At 47.7% G+C, this 16,711-nt stretch carries 9 protein-coding genes; 8 read left to right on the top strand and 1 reads right to left on the bottom strand.

Going from position 1 to position 16,711, the window contains the following annotated elements:
* Positions 1 to 730: 730 nt before the first annotated feature.
* The 8 genes from F453_RS14295 to F453_RS0110325 all read left to right on the top strand — a co-directional run bounded on the left by F453_RS14295 (position 731) and on the right by F453_RS0110325 (position 13,766).
* Positions 731 to 1,009 (top strand): hypothetical protein, encoded by a 279-nt coding sequence (locus tag F453_RS14295; RefSeq protein WP_018967944.1) that lies wholly within the window; start codon positions 731 to 733, stop codon positions 1,007 to 1,009.
* Between the two features lie 287 nt (positions 1,010 to 1,296).
* Complete coding sequence (locus tag F453_RS0110355) at positions 1,297 to 3,486, top strand: glutamine synthetase III family protein (RefSeq protein WP_018967943.1); 2,190 nt, start codon at positions 1,297 to 1,299, stop codon at positions 3,484 to 3,486.
* A gap of 74 nt (positions 3,487 to 3,560) precedes the next feature.
* Positions 3,561 to 4,232 carry an RES family NAD+ phosphorylase gene (locus tag F453_RS0110350; RefSeq protein WP_234398560.1) on the top strand — a complete coding sequence of 224 codons (672 nt, stop codon included), beginning with the start codon at positions 3,561 to 3,563 and terminating at the stop codon, positions 4,230 to 4,232.
* A 3-nt stretch (positions 4,233 to 4,235) separates the two neighbouring features.
* Positions 4,236 to 4,523 carry a hypothetical protein gene (locus F453_RS0110345; protein ID WP_018967941.1) on the top strand — a complete coding sequence of 96 codons (288 nt, stop codon included), beginning with the start codon at positions 4,236 to 4,238 and terminating at the stop codon, positions 4,521 to 4,523.
* Positions 4,524 to 5,141: 618 nt separating this feature from the next.
* On the top strand, positions 5,142 to 8,678 hold the full coding sequence (locus F453_RS0110340; protein WP_018967940.1) for a SusC/RagA family TonB-linked outer membrane protein: 3,537 nt from the start codon (positions 5,142 to 5,144) through the stop codon (positions 8,676 to 8,678).
* 12 nt (positions 8,679 to 8,690) lie between these two features.
* Positions 8,691 to 10,556, top strand: coding sequence for a RagB/SusD family nutrient uptake outer membrane protein (locus F453_RS0110335; RefSeq protein ID WP_026292546.1), 1,866 nt, complete (start codon positions 8,691 to 8,693; stop codon positions 10,554 to 10,556).
* Positions 10,557 to 10,781: 225 nt separating this feature from the next.
* Positions 10,782 to 12,194 (top strand): DUF4623 domain-containing protein, encoded by a 1,413-nt coding sequence (locus F453_RS0110330; RefSeq protein ID WP_018967938.1) that lies wholly within the window; start codon positions 10,782 to 10,784, stop codon positions 12,192 to 12,194.
* A gap of 93 nt (positions 12,195 to 12,287) precedes the next feature.
* A complete protein-coding gene (locus F453_RS0110325; protein ID WP_018967937.1) occupies positions 12,288 to 13,766 on the top strand; it encodes a glycoside hydrolase family 10-like protein in 1,479 nt (492 codons plus the stop codon).
* A 2,178-nt stretch (positions 13,767 to 15,944) separates the two neighbouring features.
* On the opposite strand, the gene F453_RS0110315 is transcribed toward F453_RS0110325, so the two are convergent.
* Positions 15,945 to 16,711 (bottom strand): IS982 family transposase (locus tag F453_RS0110315; RefSeq protein ID WP_018967935.1); only part of this gene is annotated, 767 nt, incomplete at its 5' end.

Raw genomic sequence — 16,711 nt, 5'->3', positions numbered from 1 at the left:
ATGTAACATTTCATCCTTTAAATGGTTCCCTCGAACAGTGTCAGCATCTTTTCACCTCTTCGCCTTACCATATCCTTTCACATTTCCACATTTTTTCACCTCTCTATCTTTTCACTTTTAAGTTACTTCTCCCTCCTTATGGTTAATCATAGTTAATGCCCGTAAAACAACTTTACAAATGCACCATCCCTTACTGACACCTTCTAGAAAAGCTAAAGTTAATAAAATAACAACAAACAATAAAACCACAGCATCTCCATTGTCTGTCTGCGCCACATCCATCAAAAAACAGACACGACCCAATTAATGCTCTTTTGCACTCATGCCATTAAGCTTTTATCCCGCCATTTACAAACTCATTTACTCACATAATCAACTACCCGCTGCATTCTCACTAAGCTGGAATGTTGTTACAGATAAGCTGGAACACTGTTACAGATAAGTTGGAACGCGGTTACAGCTTATCGGGAACAACCGCCGAACAGCTTAGAAGCAATTCCAACGACCTTTGTTAGCAAACCGACAGTTTAGATAACAGCCGACATCACCTGCAAGTTTTCGGTTCGCAATATTGTAAATTGAAAAGCTGGGAGATAACCTTTCAACGGTTTGGGATAAGTTTCCACACGCGAGGTATGGAATAAGAAACAATCGTTGTGCCGACTACCACCTAGCGACAAGCGGCGAGACAGCCATTTCTTTGCCTGTCCAATTTTGTTCAAAAAACATCATGACTGCTCCCGATCGTTGCTATACATTCACCGAAAGAAAAACGCACTTATTCCACACGCAACACGCCAAGCACCCCCAAACAACTCTCGCGAGAATCGGCTATTTGCCACCCGATGGGCAGCAGGTGACTTTAAAGGGTGCTGACAATGTTAAAAGTCATGCTGCTTATTTTACAAATCTGACCTATATTGAAACGAACACGTATCACATCAGCAAAGATAAAATGCACAGGCTGACTGTTCGTACCCTCCATGTAATGAACAATAGGGAGGTGTAAGGTGGAAAAGAATGTGGGGCTCGGCTATTTATCCATGTGCATGCACATCTTTCAATACCTGTTATCGACAAATGCACACGAGCAGTCATCATGGTTAAGAGTCGCACCCCTTTTGTCAACCATCATCAAGAATAATTCCCTTAACACCATCATTATGCCATCAGAACGCAAGATTTTCGCGCAAAAAGTTGTACTTTTGCAGGTGCGGGACATCAACGCGTCAGAATAACCGCGTTGCCAAATGTCTCCATCCGCAGCACACCAACAGATAACAAAACCCATCGATAATGGCAAACTTGAGATTTGAAGTTGTGGCAGAAGCCTACAAAAAGAAACCACTAGAAGTTATTACACCCGCCGAAAGACCATCAGACTTTTTCGCAAAGTACGTCTTCAACCGAGCGAAGATGTACAAATACCTACCCGCCGACGTTTACGAAAAGCTTACTGACGTTATCGACAACGGCACTCGACTAGATCGTTCGATCGCCGACGCCGTGGCCAAAGGCATGAAACAATGGGCCAACGAAAACGGGGTGACACATTACACGCACTGGTTTCAGCCCCTAACCGAAGGCACAGCAGAGAAGCACGACGCCTTTGTTGAACCCGATGGAAAGGGCGGAATGATTGAAGAATTTTCGGGTAAGCTACTTGTTCAGCAAGAACCCGACGCATCATCGTTCCCCAATGGTGGCATTCGCAACACCTTCGAGGCGCGCGGCTATTCGGCTTGGGACCCCACGTCGCCCGTGTTCATCATCGACGACACCCTTTGCATCCCCACCATCTTCATTTCTTACACCGGCGAATCGCTCGACTACAAAGCCCCGCTACTGCGTTCGTTGCAGGCCGTTAACACCGCAGCAGCGGCCGTGGCACAATATTTCGACCCCAAAGTGAAGAAAGTTAGCTGCAACCTAGGTTGGGAACAAGAATACTTCTTGGTAGACGAGAGCCTCTATTTTGCCCGTCCCGACCTGATGCTCACTGGGCGAACGTTGATGGGACACGACTCGGCCAAGAACCAGCAGATGGACGACCACTACTTCGGAACGATTCCCGAACGCGTGCAGGCCTTTATGAAAGACCTCGAAATACATGCCCTCGAACTGGGCATACCTTGCAAAACACGCCACAACGAGGTGGCCCCCAACCAGTTTGAACTAGCTCCCATATTCGAAGAGGCCAACTTAGCCGTAGACCACAATATGCTATTGATGTCGTTGATGAAGAAGGTGGCGCGCAAACACAGCTTCCGCGTGTTGCTACACGAAAAGCCTTTCGCGGGCGTTAACGGTAGCGGAAAGCACAACAATTGGAGTTTGTCTACCGATACGGGCGTGTTGCTGCATGCACCTGGTAAGAATCACGATGAGAATCTGCGCTTCGTTGTCTTCATCGTAGAGACACTTATGGGTGTGTATCGCCACAACGGATTGCTGAAAGCATCGATAATGAGTGCCACCAACGCACACCGACTGGGCGGACACGAAGCTCCACCGGCCATCATTTCTTCGTTCCTTGGCACGCAACTGAGCGAATTGCTGGCGCAAATAGAGAGTTCTAACGATGACGAACGCTTTGCCGTGGCTGGCAAAAAGGGAGTGGAACTAGACATCGATCAGATACCCCAGTTGCTAATTGACAACACCGACCGCAACCGCACTTCACCTTTCGCCTTCACAGGAAACCGCTTTGAGTTTCGCGCCCTTGGCTCGGAGGCCAACTGTTCGTCGGCACTCATCGTGCTAAACTCGGCCGTGGCCGAAGCTCTCAACAGCTTTAAGCAGCGCGTAGGCGCACTTGTGCAACAGGGCACAGACCTCAAACACGCCATCGTCAGCGTGTTGCGCGATGACATTCGCACCTGTCGCCCCATCGTGTTCGATGGCAATGGCTATTCGGAAGAATGGGTGAAAGAGGCCAAACGTCGCGGACTGGATACCGAAACGAGCTGTCCGCTGGTGTTCGACAGGTATCTAGACGAAGACAGCGTGCACATGTTTGAGAGTCTGAACGTGATGCATCGCAACGAATTACAAGCCAGAAACGAGGTGAAATGGGAAACCTACACCAAGAAAATACAGATTGAGGCGCGCGTGCTGGGCGACCTTTGCATGAACCACATCATACCCGTGGCCACACATTATCAAAGTAGGTTGGCCAAGAACGTACAAAGTATGTTCGGTATTTTCGCCAACGAGAAGGCTCGCATACTTACATCACGTAACGTGAAAATTATCGAGGAGATTGCCCAACGCACACAAACCATCGAAACCGAAGTGGAAGAACTGGTGGAAGCACGTAAAGTGGCCAACAACATACAATGCGAAAGAGAAAAGGCCATTGCCTATCACGACAACATCGCACCTAGGATGGAGGTCATTCGTTACGAAGTGGATAAGCTGGAATTGCTTGTGGCCGACGAACTTTGGACGCTGCCCAAGTATCGCGAATTGCTGTTTATCAGATAGCGTAGTGAGTGTCTGAGTTCATAAGTTCGTAGGTTCGTGAGTTCGTGATTTTTACCTTTTAAATGCACAACACGATGCATCTCGTACGCCATACCCTCCCAAAAGCGCTTACTTTTAGTGGCTCGAACATTATCATTCGCCTCATCTTCCTTTCCCTGCTCTTTGCAAATGCACTGCAAGGGCTAGGTGCAGAACGTGCATCTTGCCGTATCGGTGGTTCTCCAAACAGCTTGCAAACGGCAAAAGCTACGTGCCACGTTCTCCCCTTTCGAGAGAAAGCGCAAGTTGCAAACGATGCGGATAGCCTGCATATAAGCCAAAAGCCACAAGGCGTGAATGTCAAAGGCACGGCATATCGATATGAAGACGAGGAGAAACTGACCATCACTTGGCAACCGCACGCTTTGAACGTGGCCTCTAATCACCGTTACACTAAACCTGGAGTAGGAGGAGTTTATGCGGCCACGTCGGTGGAAACGGCTTTCAGAGAAGTGATGCACTACGGCGTGGACATGAATAGGCGGGTGCTGGTGACACGCCATTACGAACTGCATAACGCCCTAGACCTGACCAATCCCGAAACTCGAAAACTCTTGGGCGTTACGTTAGAAGACATCACCGGCGACTGTTATGAGTTGACGCACAGGCTAGGTGATTTCGCTTTGCAAAACGGTTACGACGGGTTGGTGGTGCCTTCGGCGCGCAACGTGGGTGGTGTCAATATCGTGGTGTTTAAAGGCTTATAGCAGATGGACGGCAACGGGCTTGAAAATTACTACTCGGGTGACACCGCTTGGAACAGGTTTGCAAGCTTATATGCAGACATTTGGGAGGCCAATCCCATTACGGATGCCTTGTGTAAGGCCCTAAACGGGCATGTCGACATCGCCAAAGTCATATACGGTAAGTTTGGTTCCGATGCCATGTCGTTTCTCTCACGCCCCATCCCAGCCTTAGAGAACTTGTCTGTTGTAGCATATACACGCGAGCCGAACCTTGTTCGTCGACTTAAAGAATGTCTTATGCGCATGCCATAAATCCACTGTCTAAGCATTCGTTACCGTCTTAACATACAACTCGCCACTGTATATCCTTGTTCAGATCAATATCAAATTGACGCATATAGCATACACTCAACACGCCTTAATCTATATATTAATTTCTATTAACAATATGAAAATAAACATTAAAAACCACCCTTTTTGAACCGCTATATTGATTTTTAGCCTATATTTGTAAAACCTTTATTAAGAATTATCAACAAAATAACACTCTAATAATACGACCTATGCAGACAAGAACCCAACATTCACCCTACCATAATGGGTAGGCGCAGTGCCAACCCATCAATGCAAGTGCCACAGCACAACGCTACAAAGCGCATAAAGCAAGGCACAACATACTAGCCAATCCCATTTAGCGAATAGCAATATTAGCGAACAAGAAGGCCACACTAACAGTGAGGCATACCCAAAACTAAAAACATAAGGCAGATTCCAGATTAAAACCTTCAATGACCTTTGGCTTTTCAGCAAAACAAAAATACCGTTATAGCAAGAAAAAGAAGGCTTGAAGGACACTCTCGAGAAAGATATCGTATATCTGAAAGGGGGATATGATGGAACGCGCCATAAATCTTAATAGATGTAAATGACATGAATGAGATTTCTAACCAATCGGACAACCTCCACAAAGGATCCCAAAGAAAAAGACTCGAGTTAAGTTTCGCACCACCGCGAACCTCGCTCTTGCTGTGCCTCGCACTTTCGTTTGGGGCCATTTCGCCCTTGGTGCACGCCCATGGCTCGGCTATCAACGGCCATTCACCAAACTCTACCAGTATGCAACAGCAAAACAAGGTGGCCAAAGGTGTGGTGACTGACAGCAACGGCGAACCCCTTATCGGCGTAAGTGTAACCGAAAAGGGCACCAACAACGCCTACGTAACCAACGTGAACGGCGAGTTTGAACTACGCCTATCATCTGCCAACGCCCAAGTTGTGGTTTCGTATGTAGGCTTCTTGCCCCAAACACTTAGGGCTACAGCCAACATGCGCATCGTGCTGAAAGAAGACAGCAAAGCCCTGAACGAAGTGGTGGTGGTGGGATATGGCGCCCAAAAGAAGGCCAACCTTACGGGAGCGGTTACCAGCGTAGACGTAAACAAGAACCTTTCGAGCCGTCCTATCGCCGACATTGGACGTGGACTGCAAGGCGTTGTTCCTGGTATGAACATTCGCGTACCCACTGGCGAGGTGGGCTCCGACCCACTTATCAAGATACGCGGACAAATTGGCTCCATCGAAGGAAACAACTCACCGCTCATCTTGCTCGACAATGTGGAGATACCCAGCATACAAGTGGTGAACCCCAACGATGTGGAAAGTATCTCGGTGCTTAAAGATGCAGCCTCGGCCTCTATCTATGGAGCCAAGGCAGCCTTTGGTGTTGTGCTCATCACCACCAAGAATGGCGCCAAGAGTAACCGCTTAGAGGTGAACTACTCTAACAACTTCTCGTTCCAAAGCACCGCAAGGAAATTGGAAATGGGCGGTATCGACGGCTTGCAATATACGCTTGACGCACAAATAAACCGCGGTGCACCCCTGCCTGCTGGCGGTATGTGGCGCGTAAGTCCTGAAAGCATAAAGCGCATGCGCGAATGGAAAGAAAAATACGGAGGTAGTGTTAAGTGGAACGACCCCGTGCTTTACGGACGCGACTGGGAAGTGATTGGCGGTGAGAAATTCGGATACCGCCTCTACGATGGCGTAAAAGCGATGGTACGCGACTGGGCACCAACGATGACGCACAATCTCTCGGTGAACGGAAAATCGGGTAACACATCTTATAATATAGGACTGGGTTACTTCACACAGGATGGCATGTCGCGCACGGCAAAGATTGACGACTTCCGCCGTTACAACGCTTCACTATCGCTGCAATCGGAAATTAACCAGTGGGTTACGGTACGCATGAGCTCGCTTTACTCCGACCGAAACAAACGTTATCCTGGCGTTGGAACCACATCTGCCGACCCCTGGCTCTACCTTTATCGTTGGAGTCCACAGTTTCCCATCGGCGTAACAAGCAATGGTAGCCCGCTACATGAGCCCTCTTACGAACTGGGTGCAGCCAATACCAACAATATACAGAACAAATATTTCAACATCAACCTCGGCGTAACCGTAAACATCACGAAGGATTGGGATTTTAAGCTGGACTACACTTACGACCACAACGCACAAGAAACGAACGAGTCGGCTGTTCAATATCGAGCAGGACAAGTGTGGTACAACCCCATACCATGGATCGAAGACGGTAATCCCGTTTACGTTGACCGAGAAGGCAACCGCACCAACACGGATGGAAAACCTGCATATCGTTTCCCCGTTGCAGACTATTACTCGAATGTAGCATCGAGCTATGTGCAACAGACCAGCAGGGCAACAGACAATAACACCATCAATGCCTACACCACGTATAACCTAAAGCTGGGTGCAGAGAAAGAACACGCCTTTAAATTCATGGCTGGTTTGAACCAAGTAACCAGCAAATGGACTTCCCATGAGACCCTACGCAACGGGCTTATCGACCAAACCAACCCGCAGTTCCATTTGGCAGGAGGCGTATATAACGGAGACGGAAACCGCAATTGGGAGGCACAACTGGGTTTCTTCGGCCGTTTGAACTACGCTTACGCCGACCGTTACCTACTCGAAGCCAACGTAAGACGCGATGGTTCGTCCAAATTCCCCAAGCATCTGCGCTGGCAAACCTTCCCTTCGTTCTCGGCAGGATGGGTATTCACCAACGAACCTTTGGCACAACCCATTATCAAAGTGCTTAGTTTTGGTAAGTTTAGAGCTTCGTGGGGTAGCATCGGCGACCAATCGGTGGCCAACACGCTCTATCGTGCCGTGATAGAAAGTGGTTCTAGCACGTGGCTCGACGACAACAACAAGCGCGTGCCTTTCTTTGGAACACCTTCACTAATCGACAGAAACATCACCTGGCAACGCATCGAAACGCTAGACCTTGGCGTAGACCTGCGCTTCCTCGACAATAAACTTGGCGTTACGTTCGACTGGTTTAAGCGCGACACGAAAGATATGATCGTGCCTGGCGACGAACTTCCCGTAACCCTAGGAACATCTTCGCCCAAAGGAAACTTCGGACATCTGCAAACCAAAGGTTGGGAAGTGTCTGTTGATTTCAATCATCGCTTTGCCAACGGAATTGGCGTTAACGCCAACTTCACACTCGCAGACGCCATCACTACTGTGGTTCAAGGTGCCGACTATCAAAAGCCTTGGGAGCTGAGAAGCGTTTACGACAGCTATTCAACAGGCCGTCGCTATGGCGACATCTATGGCCTGGTAACCGACAGGCTCTTCCAAAAGGAGGACTTTGAATACGACGCCGACGGCAAGAACATCATTCGCACAAACGTTATATATAAAGGTACGCTGCGTTCTACCAACAAGCAAACGGCTCGCCACCCCGTCTACCAGGTACAATACGAAGACGGCGACAAGCTGGTTTTTGCACCGGGCGACGTGAAATTCAAAGACCTTGATGGCGACGGATATATCTCTGGGGGCGCTGGAACCAACGGCGACCACGGCGACTTGGCCGTAATAGGCAACTCTACGCCACGCTACGAGTACAGTTTCCGCATTGGCGTAGACTATAAGGGATTTGATCTCTCCATCTTCTGCCAAGGCATTGGCAAGCGTAAGATATGGGGAGAAGGTCAGTTAGCCATCCCCGGTTTCAACGCCAAGGAAGGAGCGATACCCAAAACTTTCGCTACCGACTATTGGCGAGAGGACAGAACAGACGCCTTCTACCCACGTGCATGGAACTTAGGAAACAATAGTACGGGGTTCAGCATGCAGCGTCAGAGCAAGTATTTACTCAACATGGCCTACCTCCGCGTGAAAAATATCAACCTAGGATATTCGTTCCAGCAAAATTGGATAAGCAAAGTTGGCCTCACCAAGGCAAGACTTTATCTCTCGTTGGAAAACTTCTTCACCTTCGATCACCTGCGCGGACTGCCCATCGACCCCGAAGCCATCTCCGGCTACTCGATGTTCACCTCTAAACAAAACTATAACAACGGACGAACAGGTACGGGAACTCCCGTGTTTAAGTCGCTTTCGTTTGGCGCACAGCTCACCTTCTAAAAAGCAATCTCTATGAAACTAAAGATATTTTCATTTATCGCCGTTTGCACTTTGGCCTGCTCTGGGTGCAACGACGTTTTGGACCGGCCCTCGCTTACCTCGGCCGAGGACCCCGAATATTGGGCTAACGAAAACAATGTGAGGCTCTATGCCAACGCCTTTTACCCCAATTTCTTCCCTGGATATGGTGTAGGGTACGGGGTAACGGCATACACCCCGAACAATAACTACAACTTTAACGACGATGCGGTGCTAAAAGGAACACAGCCGCAGTTCTCTAAAGTGGTGCCTAGTTCGAAAGGAACCACTGCGTTGTCGCTCGACTGGGAAAGTCAATTCACTGGGCCAACATGGAACTTTGCATGGGTGAGGAAAGCCAATGTGATGAAAGATCGCATCACACAACTTATGAGCGACAAGCTCACCGACGAACAATTTCGCCACTGGTTGGGCATCGCACGCTTCTTCCACGCATTGGAATATGCCCGCTTAGTGAACGTGTTCGGCGACGTGCCGTACTATAATCACGAGATACATCGCGACGAACTGAACGAAATATACAAAGACCGCACCCCACGCAACGAGGTGATGGACTCGGTGTTCTCCGATTTCAAGTACGCCATGCAGAACGTTCGCCTAAACGATGGCGCACAAAACGTAAACCGATACGTGGTGGCAGCTTTCGTGTCTAGATGGGCTTTGTTCGAAGGTAGCTGGCAAAAATACTACTATCAAGACAACGAACGTGCCAAGACATGTTTCAAACTGGCCACAGAAGCAGCACAAATGGTCATCGACAGCGGCAAGTATGGCATCGCAACCGACTTCCGTTCGCTCTTCGGGTCGACAAACCTGAGCGACTCGAAAGACTGCATCCTCTATCGCAAGTACGATGCCGAACAAGGCGTTACCCACTGTGTGGCATCCTATTGCCTACCCAGCAACCCCACCGATCTTGGCCCGAACCTCGACCTTATCAAGGCGTTTATCTGTAACGATGGTAAAGACTGGAATTCAACCACTATGGCAGCGGCAAAGGATTTCAGGCTCGACAGCCTTATCAAGACCCGCGACCCACGTTTCGAAGCTACGTTCTATCACAAGACTACAGAAAATGCGAAGAGCTGTGGACTATATGTTACGAAGTTCATTCCACGTTCGGCTTTGTCTTACCTCAACATCGAAGGAGGTACGCCAGCACCCGAATTCCAAGGCGATAAGAATGTTACGGGCTATCCCGTGATGCGTTATGCCGAGGTGTTGCTCAACTGGATTGAAGCAAAAGCCGAACTCGCGACTTTGGGTGAGGCTGCCGTTACGCAGGCAGACATCGATCTCTCCATCAACGCCATTCGCAAAAGGCCGCTCGATGCAGAAGCGGTGCAACGCCACGTTACCCAAACGGCACCCATGAAGCTTGACCAACTGAACAACGACCCCAAGCGAGACGCCGATGTTCCACAGCTTATTTGGGAGATAAGACGTGAAAGACGTATGGAGTTTGCTTTCGAATTCTCGCGTGTTATCGACCTGCGCCGATGGAAAAAGCTGAACTATATGGACACCGACGCTAACCCCGACCTACTTCTAGGCACATGGGTAGACTTCCCGTCCGAGCTTCCAAAAGTGCTAAACGATAAGGCCATTGGTGGCTTCCGCGTGCTAAACGCAGCAGGAAAACTCGTTACTTTCGATGGCAAGAACGCCAGTCAGATGAAGGGTTTCTTCTATCCCAAAGAGACAATAGGCAGGCTTCCCTTCCTTAATTTGCCCAACGTGAACCCCTATCTCTCGCCCATCGGCTATAACGACATCAAGAAATACGCCGAACGAGGTTACCATCTATCGCAAACAAAGGGATGGCCCGAGGGATACTAACTTTCGTTATGAACCGATGAGTTATACATTTGTAAGTTGATGAGTTTACGAATTGACGGGACCACAGGCAATCAAGGTAGTTAACCACTATGCCCACCAGCTATTGGTTTACCCCACTTAACCCCTCAATTCCTCAACTCATCAACGAACAAAGTTCAGAAACCCTGAAACTCAAAAGTTCAATAAGCATACCTACAAACAACAAAATTTAAACAGAAAGAAAGCATGTATAAGCTTAAGAATATAGGTCTGGCGGCCGCTGTCATGATGGTGGCTACGCTCGTTTCGTGTGGCGACAACTACCCAGCCAGCATGGATTCGCCATACGATACCGACTTGCTCGCCATTAAGATACTGAACGCAGGCGAAAAGGGCGATCAGGTTGTGGAAGGAACTGTTGACGAAGAAAAGAAAGAAGTGAACTTCCCCAAGTTAGACACACTTACCAACTTCTCCGCATTGCGCTTAGAGGCAAAATTATCCGACGGTGCGCAGCTCGAAAAAACCGAGATAGACTGCAAAATGGCACCCGACGACGAGCAAAAGAAACTTATCATACGCGTACTTAACCACAACCGATATAAAGATTACTTTATGACGGTGCGCAAGCACATTCCATCTTGGGGAGCTGAATTTAAGAACGCCACAGTTTATAGCTTCGCAGGCGACAATCGTTACGAAGACTTTAAAACATTAGATACACGTGGAGCCGATTTCGACGGACAGCATGTATTGGTGGTAACACGTACAGACAACAAGCCACACTTGCTGAAAGTAGCCGACATCAAGGCTGGTGTCATCAACCGAATACCACTTGATCTCACTGGTGTTTCGGGTGGAACGTTCCCCTATAACATGGGTGCGTTGGCCAATGGTCACATCTACATGGCAACATTGGCTATCAAAACAAAATCTCTCTTGAAGGTTTATTACTGGGAAACGCCAACCTCTACACCCGAAGTGATATTCAGTGCTAATCTTGAAGACATACTCGAATCGGGCAAGCGATACGGCGACAACATGTCGCTCAACATCGACAAGAACGGCGATGGATACATCTTCTTTGGCGAAAACACGGCTCAAAACATTCTTCGCCTTACTGTTTCAGACCATAAGAACGTGTCAGAGCCTACCATTTTGCCTGCCGACCCGAAGATGAAGGTGTCAATGAACATCTACCGTTACGAAAACACGAGCGACTATCTTTATAGTGGTTTGGCCATGCCCATCACTCTTTCGAGCAACGCTGCCCAGAAGAAGTTCAGCCTAAGCGCAGCAAACCAACCCGCAGAGGCAGTTGCCGCACGCGCATTCATGTTCAACAACAAGCGCTATCTCATCACTTGTGCCGCTGGTTTCGGCAGTGCAAGCAAGGCAACGCCCACGCTCTATGTCTACGATATCAGTAAAGGCAGCAACCTAGCCGAAGCTCTCGAACGCTTTGAGGCAGCTAGCCAGCACGAGCCCGTTTACTCGTTCATCTTAGGTGGAACAGGAAACAGCGCCCCCTCACCTTGCACCAACTTCTATATAGAACGCGATGCCAATGGAAAAGATGCCAAACTGTATCTCTTCGCCTCACGAGGCGAATCGGGATTTGTCATCGTTGAAGCGCCCATAGCGCAAGATAAGGATTGATTAATTTTGCGATATTCAAGGAGTTAAGGAGTTAAACGAACAGCAACTCCTTAACTCCTCAAATTGAGGTTTAAAAAAAATAACGATTGCATGATGAAAACCTGGAAGAAAATAGCACTAGCCCTAAGCGCCGTATTGGTTGTGGCTTGTAATCACGACGACGACATACTGCCTAACAAACCTAAAAAGCCCGACGCCCCCAATCCGCCCACCCAATCCATATTGCCCAAGAAAGAACTGCGAGGCGTATGGATGGCCACCGTGTGGGGACTTGATTGGCCACGCGGCGAGTACAACGCTGAATCCCAAAAGGCCAGCTACATTGCCTACATGAAGGCCTTAGAGAAAAACAATATTAATGCCGTGTTTGTGCAAGTACGTGGAAGAGCCGACGCATTCTATAAGTCTGACTACGAACCTTGGTGCCAATATCTCACGGGCGAGGTTGACAAAGATCCAGGGTATGATGTGCTTCGATTCATGATTGACGAGGCTCACAAACGCGGAATTGCCTTCCACGCATGGTTCAACCCTTACCGCGTAGCAACGAAAAAGGCAACCGACGCGGCATTTCCAGCACTAGACAGTCGCATACCTCAAGCTATGATGGTAGACTATAAAACCATTAGGATGTACAATCCAGCCTTACCCGAGGTGCGTCAACGCATCTTCGACATCATAAAAGACCTCATCAGCAAATACGATGTCGATGGCGTGCACATCGACGACTACTTCTATCCCTCACTCACCGCTGGCGAAACCATCAAGGATGAGGAAGAATACAAGAAGTATGCGCCCAAAGACAATAATGGCAAACCCACTATCACGATAGAAGAATTCCGCCGAAACAACGTAGACCTTGCCGTTAAAGGCATACACGATGTTGTTCAGGCCACACGCCCCGAGGTGGTGTTCACCGTCAGTCCTGCAGGAAATCCCGACTACAACTACAACACCATGTATGCCGATGTGGTGAAATGGTCGCGCGAGGGATGGACCGAAGCCATCATTCCGCAGCTCTATTTCCCCATGGGTAACGCAGCAACCAACTTCAACCAGCGCCTAGTTTGGTGGTCACAATACACATTTAAAAACGCCCTCTTCATTGGATATGGCACATATCGGTTCGGAGATCCGAAAAGTCCTGCTGCCTATCAGAATGCCAGCGAGCTTGCCAAGCAGTTCGCCTTTGCCAGCAAATACAACAAGGTAACGGGTAGCGTGCTTTTCAGCGCCAAAGACTTGCTAAATAATCCGGTTGACATTCTCTCGGTGATTAAAGATGTTTACAAGCAGCCCGCAGTGCTACCCTATCTCGGCAAGCAAGCAGCCACACCACCCTCTACCCCCACCAACGTTAGAGCTAACGGCAAAACGCTGCAATGGAACGGACCAGACGGGGCTTACTTTGCCGTGTATCGCGACAACGGAGCTGGTAAAGAGGTCACCACCATAGCTGTTACGCGCCAGCAAGAAGTAACCTTAACCGAGGCTGGCACATACTTCGTTACGGCCGTGAGCAAGAAAGATAATGCAGAAAGTCAGCCAACGACACCCGTGAAGGTGAACTAAGTAGGCTAAGAACCAACATACCTACCACCATCCTCGAGCTTAAAGCGCCCGTAGGATGAAGGTAAACTTTATTTCAAATCTCTTTTTCAAAGTTTAAATTTTAAGGGTTAAATTAAATTATTTCAAATTTAATGATGGCGTAGAGAACGCGTGAGGCGCTCTCTACGCTTTTTCTTGCCCCCATCTTTGTTACGTTTACAAACCGTTCCTTAATAATATTATCCCCCCTATTCGAAACAACAAGCTATTAAGAACCTACGCCTGTTCGAGATAAGATACCCGATAATTCAAGCAAAATTCGATGTAGAAACGTCTGTTACAGCTGCTGTCGGGTCTTGGTTAGTCCGTTGGAAGAGCAGGGAAACAAAAGGTTAAAGCGTGAAAGGATAAAAAGATTATATGAAGCAAGGAAAGCAGCAAACCCAAAGATAATCATGCATGACACATTCGACGAGGCAATATCATCAGCTGGCAGATATGATAGACCAGCTAGAGAAAACAGATAATCCGCAACAACCCATGTACGCACAAACGGCATTGTGCCAACTACCGCATAGCAGTTGGTCTTCTTGGGGTGAACTCCATGCCAATAGCTTTATTGAAACATATCTATTAACGGTTTGCATAGAGTTAACTACCGCATAGAGGTTGGCGTGGTTGGGTGTGAGTTTGGAGTAAAACAAAGGTTGCATTGCACCAACTATCGTGTAACGGTTTGGCGTGATTAATGCAAGTTCGGAGTAAAACAACGGTTGCATGGCACCAACTACCGCATAGCGGTTGGCGTGATTGGGTGCAAGTTTGGAGTAAAACAACGGTTGCATGGCACCAACTACCGCGTAGCTGTTGATGTGATTGATGCAAGTTCGGAATAAAAACAACGTTTGAATTGAGTCAACTACCGCATAGTGGTTGGCGTGATTGGGTGTGAGTTTGGAGTAAAACAAAGGTTGCATTACACCAACTATCGTGTAACGGTTGACGTGATTAATGCAAGTTCGGAATAAAAACAACGTTTGAATTGAGTCAACTACCGCATAGTGGTTGGCGTGATTGGGTGTGAGTTTGGAGTAAAACAAAGGTTGCATTACACCAACTATCGTGTAACGGTTGACGTGATTAATGCGAGTTCGGAGAAAAACAACGGTTTGTATTACACTAACTACCGCGTAGCGGTTGGCGTGGTTGATGCAAATTCAGAGTAAAAATAACGTTTGTATTGCGCCAACTACCGCGTAGCGGTTGGTCCTTTGGAAGGGCAGGGTTGGGAGCTAGAGCGACCTACCCTGTCTAGTCAATGACAGAAGGAAACAAGGCCGTAGGTCTTGGTCTTTTTACATTTAAAGGAACTCATGGCTAAGAATGAAAATAATAATCAATACATTTCACTAAAACCTGAAGCCAGCAGATAACGACCTTTATGCCTGCCACGTTGCAGAAATAGCGAGTCCGCAATATGCGTTTATATACAACCCGACCAACAGGAAAAAGACCAAGACCTACGGCCTTGAAGGATTATACATGCCGCTTAGGCAGGGTAGGTCGCTCTCGCTCCCAACCCTGCCCTTCCAAAGGACCAACCGCTACGCGGTAGTTAACACAATGCAAGCCACTAATTGACATGCTTAAACAATGCCTTTTGCATAGAACGTCCTACCAAAAGTCCAACCGCGACATGGTAGTTAACGCAAAGCAAGCTGCTAATAGACATGCCTAAACAAGCACTTTAGCATAGAGCGCCCTACCAAAAGCCCAACCACGACATGGTAGTTAACGTAATGCAAACTACTAATAGACATGCCTAAATAAAGCCATAGGCATGGAATTCACCCCCAAAGGACCAACCACGACATGGTAGTTAACGCAATACAAACCACTAATTGATATGCTTAAACAATGCCATTGGCATGTAATTCACCTATCAAAAGCCCAACTGTTACGTGGTAGTTAGCATAAAGCAAGCTGCTAACAGACATGCCTAAATAAAGTCATTGGCATGTAATTCACCTACCAAAAGCCCAACTGTTACGTGGTAGTTAGCATAAAGCAAGCTGCTAATAGACATGCCTAAACAAACCCTTTGGCATGGAATTCACCCCAAAATCGCAACTGCAATGTGGTAGTTTATGCGATACAAGCCATTAATAGATATGCCTAAATAACGTGAGTTCGACGAATTCAGAACAACGTAAGTCGTGTGTCAAAAGTCCTATTGAGATTGATGCACGGTTTCTTATGAAACAAGCAATAGGCAGCAATGGCGCCTAATAAGTTGACGATGAAATTATCAAAGCATCTATGCCTGGAGTGCTCTACCTGTGCAATGTTCTTAAGTTCATCATTTACCGTTTCTATAATGGCTCTTTTTCTGAGTAACAGCTTGTCAGAAACGCTCATTAATGCTCCTTTCATGTTACTTTTCAACTTGGTAATAAGTTGTATTCCGTCAACGAAAAGCCTTTGAAAGAGGTTCTTGCCGATGTACCCTTTATCACCGACCAGCTTACCATAGATGAAGTCTATGAATGCTTTGTACTCCAAAGGCTTGCGGTCATCAACATCTCCCGGCGTTATCATAAAGTTGAGAAGCTCTCCTTTTTCATTGCAAATCAAGTGCAATTTGAAACCGAAGAACCAACCCATAGAGCATTTCCCTCTTTGGGCTATGCCCTTGAAAACTTTGTGAATATGTATTCTTTGATTCTTGCAGACACGCAGTGGTGTACTGTCAACAAAGCTTATACCCGTGCATTTGCCCAGCAGGACCTTCTTGATAAACAAGGTTAAGGGTACGGCTACCTCCCTTTCCAATTCCACTAAACGGTTATAAGAAACAACATTGGGAAACAGATGGCGAAGATGCTTGCATACTTTTTCAAGATAGAAATGCTTAAAGCAGTGATAACCGGAAGCATGGAAAAGAATCATTATCAGCATGACTTCGG

The sequence above is a fragment of the Hoylesella loescheii DSM 19665 = JCM 12249 = ATCC 15930 genome, from assembly GCF_000378085.1.
Lineage (GTDB): Bacteria > Bacteroidota > Bacteroidia > Bacteroidales > Bacteroidaceae > Prevotella > Prevotella loescheii.
The sequence above is the reverse complement of the archived record's forward strand: the minus strand, read 5'-3'. Positions and strand labels throughout refer to the sequence as shown.

Coding starts and splice junctions, on each gene's coding strand:
- F453_RS14295 (WP_018967944.1), top strand. CDS start 731: ATGACTGCTCCCGATCGTTGCTATACATTCACCGAAAGAAAAACGCAC.
- F453_RS0110355 (WP_018967943.1), top strand. CDS start 1,297: ATGGCAAACTTGAGATTTGAAGTTGTGGCAGAAGCCTACAAAAAGAAA.
- F453_RS0110350 (WP_234398560.1), top strand. CDS start 3,561: ATGCATCTCGTACGCCATACCCTCCCAAAAGCGCTTACTTTTAGTGGC.
- F453_RS0110345 (WP_018967941.1), top strand. CDS start 4,236: ATGGACGGCAACGGGCTTGAAAATTACTACTCGGGTGACACCGCTTGG.
- F453_RS0110340 (WP_018967940.1), top strand. CDS start 5,142: ATGAATGAGATTTCTAACCAATCGGACAACCTCCACAAAGGATCCCAA.
- F453_RS0110335 (WP_026292546.1), top strand. CDS start 8,691: ATGAAACTAAAGATATTTTCATTTATCGCCGTTTGCACTTTGGCCTGC.
- F453_RS0110330 (WP_018967938.1), top strand. CDS start 10,782: ATGTATAAGCTTAAGAATATAGGTCTGGCGGCCGCTGTCATGATGGTG.
- F453_RS0110325 (WP_018967937.1), top strand. CDS start 12,288: ATGAAAACCTGGAAGAAAATAGCACTAGCCCTAAGCGCCGTATTGGTT.